The sequence below is a fragment of the Streptomyces sp. NBC_00096 genome (assembly GCF_045041305.1).
Lineage (GTDB): Bacteria > Actinomycetota > Actinomycetes > Streptomycetales > Streptomycetaceae > Streptomyces.
In genome coordinates this window covers 1,705,048-1,718,966 of record NZ_CP108221.1, presented here as the reverse complement: position 1 = coordinate 1,718,966, position 13,919 = coordinate 1,705,048, and the positions used below count along the sequence as shown (strand labels likewise).

The following is a 13,919-nucleotide window of genomic DNA, read 5'->3' as shown; positions in this document are numbered from 1 at the left end:
CGGTCCCGGAGGGTCAGGCCTGCTTGATGGCCGAGATGTCGAAGGTCAGCTTCACCTTGTCGCTGACCATCACACCGCCGGTCTCCAGGGCCGCGTTCCAGGTCAGGCCCCAGTCGGAGCGCAGGATCTCGGCGGAGCCCTCGAAGCCGACCCGCTCGTTGCCGTAGACGTCGGTGGCCGAACCGTTGAACTCGAGGTCGATGGAGAGCGGGCGGGTGACGTCCTTGATGGTCAGCTCGCCGGCGATGCGGTACTTGTCGCCGCCGAGCTGCTCCGCCGAGGCGGAGCGGAAGGTCATCAGCGGGAAGGCTTCGGCGTCGAAGAAGTCACCGGAACGCAGGTGGCCGTCGCGGTCGCCGATGCCGGTGTCGACGGAAGCGATCTGCACGTCGATGGAGGCGGTGGAACGCGAGGGGTCGCCGCCGTCGAGGTGCAGCGTGCCCTCGTGCTCGCTGAAGGTGCCGCGGACGTTGGTGACCATCGCGTGGCGGACGGTGAATCCGATGCTGCTGTGGGCGGCGTCGATGACGTAGTCACCGGTGAGTGCCGCGAGGGCCGGGTCCACTTCGAGCGTGGCGACGGCGGTGGTGACGGCGGATGCGTCCTGGCTGCGGCGGGTGAAGAGACCCATGACTTGCTCCTCGGTTGGGTGCCGCTAGGTCCGGCACTCGTTGAACTTTCAACAAGAACGACGCTAGACCCATTCCGTTCAAATTTCAACTTCTTCCGATGGGTTTGTGGGATGCCCACAAAGGACGAAGGTCCCGACTGGTGGTGTCGGCTGGTCCTTCCGTGGTTCTGTCCGGGCCGGACAGCGGAAGACACCCGACACTGTGTGGATTCGACGGAGGGTTTTGCGGGTCCCGCTTCGTAAGGTCGATACATGACCGTTGTGGACCAGATTCCGAGCGAGCCGACGGACGCCCGCGGGCGCGTGGCCGAGCTGCACGACCTGCGCGAGCAGGCCCGGCGCGGACCGAGCGACCGGGCGACCGAAGCGCAGCACGCCAAGGGCAAGCTCACCGCCCGTGAGCGCATCGCGCTGCTGCTCGACGAAGGTTCCTTCAAGGAGGTCGAACAGCTCCGCCGCCACCGTGCGACCGGGTTCGGCCTGGAGGCCAAGAAGCCCTACACCGATGGCGTCATCACCGGCTGGGGCACGGTCGAGGGCCGCACGGTCTTCGTGTACGCGCACGACTTCCGGATCTTCGGCGGCGCGCTGGGCGAGGCCCACGCCACGAAGATCCACAAGATCATGGACATGGCCATCGCGGCCGGTGCCCCGCTGGTCTCCCTCAACGACGGCGCAGGCGCCCGTATCCAGGAGGGCGTCTCCGCCCTCGCCGGCTACGGCGGCATCTTCCAGCGCAACACCAAGGCCTCCGGCGTCATCCCGCAGATCAGCGTGATGCTCGGCCCCTGCGCCGGCGGCGCCGCGTACAGCCCCGCCCTCACCGACTTCGTGTTCATGGTCCGTGAGACCTCGCAGATGTTCATCACCGGCCCGGACGTGGTCCGCGCCGTGACCGGCGAGGAGATCACCCAGAACGGCCTCGGCGGCGCGGACGTCCACGCCGAGACCTCCGGCGTCGCGCACTTCGCCTACGACGACGAGGAAACCTGCATCTCCGAGGTCCGCTACCTCATCACGATGCTCCCCTCCAACAACCGCGAGAACCCGCCGGTCCACCAGACCGACGACCCCGCCGACCGCCGCTCGGAGGTCCTGCTGGACCTGGTGCCCGCCGACGGCAACCGCCCGTACGACATGCTCAAGGTCATCGAGGAGCTCGTCGACGAAGGCGACGTCCTGGAGATCCATGAGCGCTGGGCCCGCAACATCATCTGCGCGCTGGCGCGGATGGACGGCCAGGTCGTGGGCATCGTCGCCAACCAGCCCGGGCACCTCGCCGGAGTCCTGGACATCCACGCCTCCGAGAAGGCGGCGCGCTTCGTCCAGCTCTGCGACGCCTTCAACATCCCCATCATCACCCTCCTGGACGTCCCCGGCTTCCTGCCCGGCGTCGACCAGGAGCACGGCGGGATCATCCGCCACGGCGCCAAGCTGCTGTACGCGTACTGCAACGCGACGGTGCCGCGGATCTCGCTGATCCTGCGCAAGGCTTACGGCGGCGCCTACATCGTCATGGACTCCCAGTCCATCGGCGCCGACCTCACCTACGCCTGGCCCACCAACGAGATCGCCGTGATGGGCGCCGAGGGCGCGGCCAACGTCATCTTCCGCAAGCAGATCGCGGACGCCGAAGACCCCGAGGCGATGCGCGCGCGCATGGTCAAGGAGTACAAGGCCGAACTGATGCACCCGTACTACGCGGCCGAACGCGGCCTCGTCGACGACGTCATCGACCCCGCCGAAACCCGCGAGACCCTCATCTCAGCCCTCTCCATGCTCCGCAACAAGCACGCCGACCTGCCGTCCCGCAAGCACGGCAACCCGCCGCAGTAGACGTCGAAGGAGAACTGCCACCGATGAGCAACGCCAACACCCTGCTGCGCGTCGAGAAGGGTCACGCCGAGCCCGAGGAGCTGGCCGCGATCACCGCGATCCTGCTCGCCCGCGCCGCCGCCACCCCCGAGGAGGCCTCGGCCGGCACCGCCCGCACCCAGGCGGGCTGGCGCCGCCTGGAGCGCACCCCCGGCTTCCGCGCGCCGCACAGCTGGCAGGGCTAGTACCCCGAACGGCACCAGCGAAAAGCCCCCCGCACTCCTCGGAGCGCGGGGGGCTTTTCGCGTACGACCGGCAGCGACTACCGCAGGCGTGCCATGAGGGCGTGCTCGACGAGGGTGATGAGCGCGCTCTTGGCGTCCGCGCGGTGGCGGGCGTCGGTGGTGATGATGGGGGCGTCCGGGCCGATCTGCAGGGCCTCGCGGACTTCCTCCGGGGTGTACGGCTGGTGCCCGTCGAAGCCGTTGAGGGCGATGACGAACGGCAGGCCGCTGTTCTCGAAGTAGTCGACGGCGGGGAAGCAGTCGGCGAGACGGCGGGTGTCGACGAGGACGACGGCGCCGATCGCGCCGCGGACCAGGTCGTCCCACATGAACCAGAAGCGGTCCTGACCGGGGGTACCGAAGAGGTACAGGATCAGGTCCTGGTCCAGGGTGATGCGGCCGAAGTCCATGGCGACCGTGGTGGTCGTCTTGTCCCCGGTGTGGGTGAGGTCGTCGATGCCGGCGGAGGCGCTCGTCATGACGGCTTCGGTGCGCAGCGGGTTGATCTCGGAGACGGCGCCGACGAACGTGGTCTTGCCCACGCCGAAGCCACCCGCCACCACGATCTTCGCGGAGGTGGTGGAGCGAGGAGCCGCTCCGCCGTTAGAGCTTGCGAAGTCCACTGAGCACCCTTTCGAGCAGTGTCACATCTGGCTGGCCGCCGGCGGACTCGTCGCCGCCGGGCTGGTGGATGGCTACGAGGCCGGCCTCCGCCAGGTCGGCGACGAGGATCCGGGCGACGCCAAGAGGAATGGAGAGAAGTGCCGAGATCTCCGCGACGGATTTGATCTCCTGGCACAGGAGGCAGATGCGCTGGTGCTCGGGCAACTGCCCTTGCAGACGCGCGGGATCGGCCGTGGTGCTGACCAGGGCCTCGATGGCGAGCTGGTAGCGCGGCCGGGTCCGGCCGCCGGTCATCGCGTACGGACGAACCAGCGGGTTGTGCGCCTGCGGGCGCTGGGAACGCGGGGGCTGCTGCTGCGAGGACCGGTAAGGCTGCCCCGGCTGCTGCGGCCGGCCGTACTGCGGCTGCTGGTAGGGCTGCCGCTGGTACGGCTGCCCCGCCGGGTCGTGCTCGGGCGAAGGCCGGTTGCTGGGAGCGGAAGGGAAGTTGAAGCGGTTCTGGTCGTGCCCACCCTGCGGCTGCTGCGCGCCGCCATAGGGATGTCCTCCGGGTGTTGTCACGTCTCCTCCTCCGACTCCAAGTACGCAGTACTCCCTGTGGAACCGCGCCACCGCACCTTATGGTGCGATGGCGCGAAACGCACTGCCTGTCTGCTAGTTGAGAAGGCTTCCCTGCAGTTCGGCGCGCAGGTCCGGGGTGAGGACAGTGCCCGCGCGATCCACCAGGAGCGCCATCTCGTAGCCCACGAGGCCGATGTCGCACTCGGGGTGCGCGAGGACCGCGAGGGAGGATCCGTCGGAGACGGACATGAGGAAGAGGAAGCCGCGGTCCATCTCGACCACGGTCTGGTTGACGGCGCCGCCCTCGAAGATGCGGGAGGCCCCGGCGGTCAGCGACGTCAGCCCGGAGGCCACGGCCGCCAGCTGGTCGGCGCGGTCGCGCGGGAATCCGTCCGACATGGCCAGAAGGAGGCCGTCGGCGGACACCACCACCGTGTGGGACACCCCGGGGGTGTTGTCCACGAAGTTGGTGATCAACCAGTTCAGGTTCTGCGCCGCCTGGCTCATCGCGCTCACACTAACGCTCCTGGTCATAGCTGTTACTGGACTGCTCGGATCCCGCGTTGCGGCCCTGCTGGACACCGCGTCGCAGGTTGCTCAACCTGCCACGGACGTCCTCCGGGGCCCGGGAGACTTGGGGGCCTCCCTGCGGCGTCGTCTCCGCAGCGCCCTCGACCAGGTTGGCCTTGGGCACCCGCCGAGGGAGTCCGGACGGGGTGATCCCGCCGGCCTTCGGCTCACGGAGTTTGGCGGCCTGCTGCCAGCGCTCGTCGTTGTTCGAACGCCAGTCGGCGGGGCCTTCCGTTTCCTCCGGGGCCTGCTCCGGTTCAGCGGGCCGCTGCTGACGCTGCGGCCGCTGTTCGAAGAGGGATCCGGTGGACTCCGCTTCCTGCTGTCCCGGCCGCTGCTGCGGGCTGCCGCGTCGCGGCAGGCCCGCTCCGGTCACTTGGTGGCCGGCGTCGGCAGTGGCGCCCGGACGGTCGAAGCCTACGCGTTCCGGGGCCGGTTCGGGAGCGGCCGGTGATTCCGATTCGGTCCCGTAATCCTGCTGGTAGGAGCCCGAGTAGGTGTTCTGCACGGGCCACTCGGCCTGTGTGGAACGGGAATCGTACCCGGCGTCGTAGGCCGGGACATCCTGTCGCTGATCCGTGTAGTCGGCTTCCGGATACGTGTACTCCTGCTGGGGGTACGCCTCGTATGCCTGCCCGCCCTGGGGGGATTCGTAACCGGGGTCGTAGCCCTGCCCGGGCTGCTGCTCGTAGCCCTGCCCAGGCTGCTGCTCGTAGCCCTGGTACGGCTGGTACGCGTGCTCCGGCTGGGGTTCCGGATAGTCCGCCGCGGGCTCGCTGTACTCGGGCTGCGCCTGCGGGTAGCCCACCTGGGCCTCCAGCGCGGCCCGGCGTTCCTCACGGCCCAGGGAGCGGCCGACCGGGTCGGCGGCGGGCTCCTCGTAACCCGGCTGGTCGGCCCGGTGGACCTCGTAGCGGGAGTCGTCGAAGCCGAGCTCGGCGGCCGTGCGCAGCGGGGCGGGCTGCTGGGACTGCTGGCGCGGGATCATCGAGGAGACGGTGAAGTCGTCGTCGGGTATGCCCTCGCCGCCACCACCGTGGGTGATGACGTCCGGGAGCATGACCAGCGAGGTGGTGCCGGCGGCCTCACCCGAGGGGCGCAGCTGGACGCGGATGCCGTGCCGGTCGGCCAGCCGGCCGACCACGAACAGGCCCATGCGCTGCGAGATCGCGGCGTCCACGGTCGGCGGGTTGGCCAGCTTGTGGTTGATGTCCGCGAAGTCCTCGGCGGTGAGGCCGATTCCCTTGTCGTGGATCTCGACCATCACGCGGCCGTCGGGCAGACGCGTCGCGTTGACCCGGACCTTGGTCTGCGGGGAGGAGAACGTGGTGGCGTTCTCCAGCAGCTCGGCGAGCAGGTGCACGAGGTCGGTCACGGCCTGGCCGTGGATCTCGGCCTCGGAGACGCCCGACAGCTCGACGCGCTCGTACTGCTCCACCTCGGAGGAGGCGGCGCGCAGGACGTCGACGAGGGGGACCGGCTGGTCCCAGCGGCGGCCCGGTTCCTCACCCGCGAGGATGAGGAGGTTCTCGCCGTTGCGGCGCATACGGGTGGCCAGGTGGTCCAGCCGGAAGAGGTTCTCCAGCTGGTCCGGGTCGGCCTCGTTGTTCTCCAGCTCGGTGATGAGGCTCAGCTGGCCCTCGATCAGCGACTGGTTGCGCATGGAGAGGTTCGTGAAGATCGCGTTGACGTTGCCCCGCAGGAGGGCCTGCTCGGCGGCGAGCCGGACGGCCTCCCGGTGGACCTGGTCGAAGGCGCGGGCGACCTCGCCGATCTCGTCCTGGGAGTCGATCGGGATCGGCACCACCCGGGTGTCGACCTTGCCCGGGTCGGTCCGCGACAGCTGGTCGACCAGCGTCGGCAGGCGCTGCTCGGCGACGTCGAAGGCGGCGTTGCGCAGACGGCGCATCGCGCGGCCCATCTGGCGGGCCATGAGGCCGGCCAGGATGAACGCGGCGAGCAGGGCCACGACCACGATGGCGCCGGTGATGATGGCGTCGTTGCGGGCCTCGTCGGAGACGACGACGGTGTCCCTGGCGGCCTTGTCGAGGACTTCCTTCTCGATCTCGGCGTAACCGTCGAACTTGGCGGTGGCCGCGGCCTGCCAGGCCTGCGGGGTGGTGCCGCCCAGGGCGAGCTTGGCGGGCTTCTCGCCGCTCTCGATCGCCTCGGTCATCCCGGTGAGCGCGGAGTCGTTGACCACGGGAGGCGCCCGGAAGACGGTGCCGGCCTGCTCCGCCTGCTGCTTGGCGGCGGCGAGCTTGGCGGCACCCTCCTGGGACTTCTTGCCCATCACGTCTTTGAGGCGCGCGGTGTCCTCGTCGGTGCCGGCGGCGACGTACTCGCCGATGGCGATCTCTTCGAGGTACGCGTACGAGGAGAAGGCGACCAGCTGGGCCTTGCGGACGTCCTCGTTGTCGTTCGGCCGGACCAGCAGGTGCGTGCCCACCGAGCGCTGCAGCGAGTTCGCGGCCTTGGCCAGCTCGAGCGCGTAGACCATGCGGCCGTACGAGGTCACGTTGCCGGTGCCGAGGCCCAGCTCGTTGGAGAACTGCATGAGGTAGTGCTGGACCAGCACATAGCCCTCTTCGGTCGGAATCGGGCCCATCGCCTTGGGGAGCGCCTTCTTCGGCGTCTCCAGCTGAGCGAGGTAGGCCGTCTTGCGGACCTGCTCCAGCTTGGGCTCCTCCTGGCGGAAGAGCTCCAGGCGGCGCTCCATGCCCTGACCCTCGGGCAGGTCCTTCACGGCTTCGGCGAACTTCGCCTTGGCCGCGTCGGTGGCGGCGTACGCCTTCATCACGGGATCGGAGTCCCGCTGGCCCCTGAGCAGCGGTTCGGCGGTCAGGTCGCGCTCATTGAGCAGGGCCTGGCCGTACTCGGCCGCCGCCTGGACGATGCGGGCCGTCTTCTCGGCGTCCTTGGCCTCGTTCCAGGTGTCGATCGAGCCCTTCACCTGGAAGCCGCCCATCACCAGTCCGACGAGGACCGGGACGAGCAGGATGGCGTTCAGACGGGTCGGCACGCGCCAGTTGCGGGGCGAGAACCTGCTGGTGCTGCCGCCGCTCGTGGGCGGGTCCACGGGTACGTCGACGGGTGACGCGGCCGCGCGCGGCGGCGGGGTGAAGTTGCCGCGCGCGGGTTCATCCGCGGGGCTCGAGTTGCTTCGCCTCACTCGACCAACAACCTCTCGGCGGTGCTACTAGCTAGTTCGTTGAATTCCAGCACGGTTAACGGCCGTGTTCCAAACAGTTGAAATCGGCCATTCCTAGAGACTTATGTCCCACATAAATCGGACATAAAGAGCGTCCTGCGGCAAAAGCGGGGCCGGTTGTGAGCGCAGTGAGACCGGACGAACGCACCGTGTCGCCAACTACCGGCAATTCTCTGTCGAAACGTTATGAACGAAGAGGGCGGGCCGTGTCCTATGACACAGCCCGCCCCCCAAACCAGCCGGTGGAACTCTTGTTGCGCGGATCCCTACTTGAGCCGTGCCATGAGGGCGTGCTCGACGAGGGTGATGAGCGCGCTCTTGGCGTCCGCGCGGTGGCGGGCGTCGGTGGTGATGATGGGGGCGTCCGGGCCGATCTGCAGGGCCTCGCGGACTTCCTCCGGGGTGTACGGCTGGTGCCCGTCGAAGCCGTTGAGGGCGATGACGAACGGCAGGCCGCTGTTCTCGAAGTAGTCGACGGCGGGGAAGCAGTCGGCGAGACGGCGGGTGTCGACGAGGACGACGGCGCCGATCGCGCCGCGGACCAGGTCGTCCCACATGAACCAGAAGCGGTCCTGACCGGGGGTACCGAAGAGGTACAGGATCAGGTCCTGGTCCAGGGTGATGCGGCCGAAGTCCATGGCGACCGTGGTGGTCGTCTTGTCCCCGGTGTGGGTCAGGTCGTCGATGCCCGCGCTCGCGGACGTCATGACGGCCTCGGTGCGCAGCGGGTTGATCTCGGAGACGGCGCCGACGAACGTGGTCTTGCCCACGCCGAAGCCACCCGCCACCACGATCTTCGCGGAGGTGGTGGAGCGAGGAGCCGCTCCGCCGTTAGAGCTTGCGAAGTCCACTGAGAACCCTCTCGAGCAGCGTTACATCCGGCGTTCCGCCGGCCTCTCCATTGCCCGGCTGGTGGATGGCCACCATGCCGGCCTCCGCCAGGTCGGCGACGAGGATCCGGGCGACGCCGAGCGGCATCGACAGCAGTGCGGAGACCTCCGCGACCGACTTGACCTCACGGCAGAGGGTGCAGATGCGCTGGTGCTCCGGGAGCAGCCCGGACAGGTGCATCGGATCGGCCGTGGTGCTGACCAGGGCCTCGATGGCGAGCTGGTAGCGCGGTCGGGTCCGGCCGCCGGTCATCGCGTACGGACGAACCAGCGGCTGGTCGCCATCCGAGTACGAGTCTCCGTACTGATCGGAATAGGCGGGGGGCGGGGTCATTGATCCTCCGGGCTGGACAGCAATGGTCAGCGTGCCGTCTGACGGGGCGGCCGGTGGGGGGACGGTATGACGGCCTGGCGGTGGTACTGGGTTCCGGGGCCGGGGCCCCGGTCCCCCGACCGGAAGTACCGTCCGGCCGGGAGGGCGGCAGTCAGATGAGCAGGCTTCCCTGCAGTTCCGCGCGCAGGTCCGGGGTGAGGACGCTGCCGGCGCGGTCCACGAGGAGGGCCATCTCGTAGCCCACGAGGCCGATGTCGCACTCGGGGTGCGCCAGTACGGCCAGCGAGGATCCGTCGGAGACGGACATGAGGAAGAGGAATCCCCGGTCCATCTCGACCACGGTCTGGTTGACGGCGCCACCCTCGAAGATGCGGGAGGCACCGGCGGTCAGCGAGGTCAGCCCGGAGGCCACCGCGGCGAGCTGGTCGGCCCGGTCGCGGGGGAAGCCTTCGGACATCGCCAGAAGGAGGCCGTCGGCGGAGACCACCACCGTGTGGGACACCCCGGGGGTGTTGTCCACGAAGTTGGTGATCAACCAGTTCAGGTTCTGTGCCGCCTGGCTCATCGAACTCAACTATCGCTCCTGCTGGTAAGTGGGGTCGACGTGGTAGCTGCCGGTGGCCGGTCCGGTGGTGCCGGCCTGCCGTCCCTGCTGGATACCGCGACGGAGGTTGGTGAGACGGCCGCGGACGTCGTCCGGAGCTCGCGATACCTGGGGGCCGGCCTGTGCTTCGGCCTGCTGCTGCGCGGTGCCGGCCACGAGGTTCGCCCGCGGGACCCGGCGGGGCAGACCCGATGTGGTGATTCCGCCGGCGGCGGGCTGGCGCACGCGCTCCGCCTGCCGCCCCAGCTCGTCGTTCGGCGAGGAACGCCAGCTGACGGTCGGCACCGCACCGGTCTGCGTCAGGGGGGACTCGGCCGCGGCGGGCGCCGGAACCGGAGCCTGCTCCTGGCCGCGCTGCGGCAGCTGGGGCGGCTGCGGGCGCTGCGGGGCGGCCGCGATCGGAGCGGGGGCCGCCGGAGCGGACTGCTGCGCCTGCTGGCTCTGCTGCGGTATGGCTCCCGCCGGTCCCTGCGTGGGGGGCTGGGCGCCCTCCTGGCGGAACCAGTTCGACTCCAGCGTGTCGAAGATCGGGCTGCGGCCCTCACCGGCACCCGGACCGGCCGGGGGCAGCGCCTCGGGCCGGGAAGCGTGCGGCAGCCGCGGAGCCTCGGCGCGCGCGGGCGGTACGGGGGAGTAGCCGCCCTGGGGCTGCGGGGCCTGACCGGGCTGGGCGTAGCCGCCGACACCGGGGCCGCCGGGCCGCGGGGCATGGAAGTCCGGGCGGGCGAACTGGCCGGTGGAGGCCGGGTCGCCGAACTCGGGGCGGGGGAACTGGCCCGTGGCGGCGGGGTCGCCGAACTCGGGGCGGGGGAACTGGCCCGTGGCGGCCGGGTCACCGAACTCCGGGCGGGCGAACTGGCCCGTGGAGCTGTTGTCGACGTGCCCGCCGGGGTTGCCGCCGGGGTTGCCGCCGGCCTGCGGGGCCGGGGCGTTGAAATCGGGGCGGGGGAACTCGGAGGTGGAACCGGGGCCGGACAGCTCGTCGTGGCCGCGCGGTACGTCGAGCCCGCGCTGGCCGGAGCCCCAGCTGGTGGTCTGCGGCATCGCGGCGGGTCCGCCACCCGCACCCGGGAGCTCCGGGCGGGGCGCGCCACCGCGCGGCGGCAGCTGCGGCCGGGCACCGCGCGGGGCCGGGGCCCCGGGGGCTCCGCCCTGCAGCGGCGAGGGCTGCGGGGGCTGCGGAGCCTGCGGGCGCTCGAAGCCGTTGCCCTGCGGGAAGCCGCCCGACGCCGTGGGGGCGCCGACCGGACGGGCCTGCGGACCACCGAAGCCGCCGGGAGCACCGGGTCCGGAGGAGACCGGACCGCGGCCCGGCAGCGGCGCACCCGAGCCGAAGGCGCTCTGGGTCTGGCCGCCGGGGCCACCCTGCTGGGGCCGGCCGCCCTGCGGGCCGGGGCCCTGGGGCTGGCCGCCGGGACCGCCGTCACGGCCCGGCAGGGCCGCGCGCTGACCGGCGGCGGAAACCTGGCCGCGCTGCGGGGCCGCGCCCACGGGGGGACGTGCGCCCGCACCGGGAACGGAGCCCTGGGCACCGGGACCGCCCTGACCGGGGCCACCGGGAGCACCGGGACCGCCCTGACCGGGGCCACCGGGAGCACCGGGACCGCCCTGGCCGGGCATCGGAGCCGGCTTCTTGCCGCCCTGGGCGACGTCCACCGGCAGCATGACGAGGGCCGTCGTACCGCCCGAGTCGGAGGGGCGCAGCTGGATGCGGATGCCGTGTCGCAGGGACAGGCGGCCGACCACGAACAGGCCCATGCGGCGCGAGACGGAGACGTCCACGGTCGGCGGCGACGCGAGTCGCTCGTTGATCGCGGCGAGGTCCTCCGGGGAGAGGCCGATGCCGGTGTCGTGGATCTCGACGAGCACCCGGCCGTCGGGCAGCGCGTGACCGGTGACCTTGACCTTGGTCTGCGGGGAGGAGAACGAGGTGGCGTTCTCCAGCAGCTCGGCGAGCAGGTGCACGAGGTCGTTGACGACGCGGCCGGCCACGTCGGTGCCGGGCACCGACGAGAGTTCGATGCGCTCGTACTGCTCCACCTCGGACGCGGCGGCGCGGAGCACGTCGACGAGCGGGACGGGGCGGGTCCACCGGCGGCCCGGCTCCTCGCCCGCGAGGACGAGGAGGTTTTCGCCGTTACGGCGCATGCGGGTCGCGAGGTGGTCGAGCTTGAAGAGCGAGGACAGCTGGTCCGGGTCGGCCTCGCGCGACTCCAGCTCGGAGATGAGCGAGAGCTGGCGCTGGATGAGGCCCTGCGAGCGGCGCGAGAGGTTGGTGAACATCGCGTTGACGTTGCCTCGCAGGAGGGCCTGCTCGGCGGCGAGGCGGACGGCCTCGCGGTGCACGTCGTCGAAGGCCGCGGCGACCTGGCCGATCTCGTCGCGGGTGTGCAGACCGACGGACTCCACCGTCGTGTCCACGTCCTGCGGGTCCGACTCGGACAGCTGCTTGACGAGCTCGGGCAGCCGGTCCTGGGCCACGCGGGTCGCGGTGTCCTGGAGGCGGCGCAGCGAGCGGATCATCGAGCGGGCCATGACGAAGGCGCCGACGAGGGAGACACCGAGGACGAGGAGGATCAGCGCACCGTTGATGATGGCGTCGCGCTGCGACTCGTTCTTGAGCTCGCGGGCCTTCTGCTCCATGTCCTCGAGCAGGGTGAGCTCGATGACCTTCATGGCCTGGAGCTTGGTGTCGTCCGCGTCGTACCAGTCCATCCAGGAGCGGTTCTTCTCCTTGGCGAACTGGTCCTTGGTGTTCAGGACGCGGCGGGCGTAGTGGTCGGCGGTGCCGATCTCCTGGTTGCCGTCGCCGAGCACCGAGAGGAGCTCTTCGGGCTTGCCCTGGTAGACGAGCTCGAAGGTCTTCTTCGACTGCTCCTCTCCGCGCTGCGCGGAGAGGGCGTACAGCCGGTCGTTCTCGGAGAGGACGCCGCCCTTGGCGGGGTCCTCGGGGAGCGCGGCCGCGATGATCGCGCGCTGGATCGAGGCGTACTCCTTGGCGGACGAGAACGCCGCCAGGGCGCGGGTGCGCTTGATCATCTCGGGGTTCGAGGTGGCCTGGGCCATGTCCTGCGAGAGCGAGAGCAGCGAGACGATCAGCGCGTTGTACTCGGTGACGGTCTGCTGGGCGCCGTTCTGGTACGCCTTCTTGCGGATTTCCTCGAGGTTGGTGAGCCCGCGGCCGATCTGCAGGATGTTGTTGCGGATCGACTTGAGCGTCTCGTCCTTGTCCTCCGCGTTGTCGACCTTGTCGGTCGCGGCGGCGAAGGCCCTGGCGGCGGAGTCGGTCTGGTCGCGGACGCCCTGGACGAGGCTGTTGGGCTTGCCCGGGTCGGCGGACTGCCTGGCGACGGACAGCGGGCCGGCGGAGTTGTCACGCTCGGCCTGCAGCATGGCGGCCAGGTTGGTGGCCTGCCGGGTCATCGTCGTCAGCAGCTGCATGTGCTCCAGCTGCGAGATGTCGTTGAGCGAGTCGTTGATGCGGAAGCCACCGAGCGTGGTGGCGGCGACGACCGGCAGGGTCAGCAGCGACACCAGTCGCGTGCTGATGCGCCAGTTCTGCATGGCCAGACGGGAACCGGACCCACTGGGGGCCTTCGGTATCGCCGTGTCGCGGCCGCCCGACTCGTCGTTGGCCTTGGATGCGCCCTTGGGCTTGGCACGGCCCTTGGCCTTCACCGCGGCGGAGGCATCGGGGCCCGCGCCCTCGACAGCCGGCCCGCGGTTCTGGGCGTGCTGGGGCGAGGAGCCACGGTCGGTCCCGCCACGCGGGTCCTGCTCAGGCGCAGCATCCCCGCGGCCCTGACGGGCCTGGGGAGACCCCTTGTCGTCCCTCTTAGATCGTCCCTGCACTAGCGTCGCAACCTCTGGACCAGGCGTCCCGCCGGGCGACCGGTGGGACGGTGTCGAGTCTTGGGGCGGTGCGCCCCATGGTGGTCGTCGGTGACCGGCGCGTCTCCCTCTCCGTGCCACCGCGCCCGGCGCTGTCTCGCGCCACCTGCGCGCCGACTGATTCCCGCGGCGGTCCCGCGAATTCCAGCACAGAGGCGGATCTCCAACAAGGTGCGAGTCTCCGCCCGGAGAGTCGGTCACGGCTTGTGACGCGCGCACTACCCGTCGTGGGTGCCAATTCATATGGAATCGGACTTACATCGTCCAAACCCCGTGCCTGGCAAGCTGTCCCAGTCGCGATGATCGGGAGCGGAATGGCGCATTCAGTGGCGCAATGTCCGTTTTTTCGGGTGGGGTCGACTGTCCGCAATGCCCGTAATGCCTGGTCCCGGGTGAGCAAACTCACATAGCTGTGGCCATTACTTCCCGGTTCCGCGGGGGATTCAGATGTTTAGCCTTGAGCTTTACAGGCTTGCCGCATGCGACAAGCGGCACTGCGCAGAC

Annotated in this window: 11 protein-coding genes; 2 read left to right on the top strand and 9 right to left on the bottom strand. The window is 70.2% G+C overall.

The window, feature by feature from the left end:
- Positions 1–13 precede the first annotated feature (13 nt).
- Positions 14–631, bottom strand: coding sequence for a YceI family protein (locus OG904_RS07125; RefSeq protein ID WP_405488473.1), 618 nt, complete (start codon positions 629–631; stop codon positions 14–16).
- A gap of 252 nt (positions 632–883) precedes the next feature.
- On the opposite strand from OG904_RS07125, the gene OG904_RS07120 reads away from it, so the two are divergent.
- A complete protein-coding gene (locus OG904_RS07120; RefSeq protein WP_405488471.1) occupies positions 884–2,467 on the top strand; it encodes an acyl-CoA carboxylase subunit beta in 1,584 nt (527 codons plus the stop codon).
- Between the two features lie 23 nt (positions 2,468–2,490).
- On the top strand, positions 2,491–2,691 hold the full coding sequence (locus OG904_RS07115) for an acyl-CoA carboxylase subunit epsilon (protein ID WP_405488469.1): 201 nt from the start codon (positions 2,491–2,493) through the stop codon (positions 2,689–2,691).
- Between the two features lie 77 nt (positions 2,692–2,768).
- Here OG904_RS07115 and OG904_RS07110 read toward each other — a convergent pair whose 3' ends face one another.
- From OG904_RS07110 to OG904_RS07075, 8 genes are all read right to left on the bottom strand, one after another.
- Entirely contained in the window at positions 2,769–3,353 is a 585-nt protein-coding gene (locus tag OG904_RS07110) for an ATP/GTP-binding protein (protein ID WP_007266770.1), read from the bottom strand.
- The gene (locus OG904_RS07105) at positions 3,334–3,915 is read right to left on the bottom strand and encodes a DUF742 domain-containing protein (RefSeq protein WP_405488467.1); all 582 of its coding nucleotides are present in this window, start codon (positions 3,913–3,915) and stop codon (positions 3,334–3,336) included. The genes OG904_RS07110 and OG904_RS07105 overlap by 20 nt, the downstream gene beginning before the upstream one ends.
- A gap of 93 nt (positions 3,916–4,008) precedes the next feature.
- Positions 4,009–4,422 (bottom strand): roadblock/LC7 domain-containing protein, encoded by a 414-nt coding sequence (locus OG904_RS07100; RefSeq protein WP_007266772.1) that lies wholly within the window; start codon positions 4,420–4,422, stop codon positions 4,009–4,011.
- A gap of 10 nt (positions 4,423–4,432) precedes the next feature.
- Complete coding sequence (locus tag OG904_RS07095; RefSeq protein ID WP_405488465.1) at positions 4,433–7,657, bottom strand: nitrate- and nitrite sensing domain-containing protein; 3,225 nt, start codon at positions 7,655–7,657, stop codon at positions 4,433–4,435.
- 305 nt (positions 7,658–7,962) lie between these two features.
- Complete coding sequence (locus OG904_RS07090) at positions 7,963–8,547, bottom strand: GTP-binding protein (RefSeq protein ID WP_405488463.1); 585 nt, start codon at positions 8,545–8,547, stop codon at positions 7,963–7,965.
- Positions 8,528–8,920, bottom strand: a complete 393-nt coding sequence (locus tag OG904_RS07085) for a DUF742 domain-containing protein (RefSeq protein ID WP_214947821.1) — start codon at positions 8,918–8,920, stop codon at positions 8,528–8,530. Before OG904_RS07085 ends, OG904_RS07090 begins: the two co-directional genes overlap by 20 nt.
- Before the next feature lie 151 nt (positions 8,921–9,071).
- Positions 9,072–9,485 (bottom strand): roadblock/LC7 domain-containing protein, encoded by a 414-nt coding sequence (locus tag OG904_RS07080; protein WP_008739864.1) that lies wholly within the window; start codon positions 9,483–9,485, stop codon positions 9,072–9,074.
- Between the two features lie 9 nt (positions 9,486–9,494).
- On the bottom strand, positions 9,495–13,376 hold the full coding sequence (locus OG904_RS07075; protein WP_405488460.1) for a nitrate- and nitrite sensing domain-containing protein: 3,882 nt from the start codon (positions 13,374–13,376) through the stop codon (positions 9,495–9,497).
- Positions 13,377–13,919 lie beyond the last annotated feature (543 nt).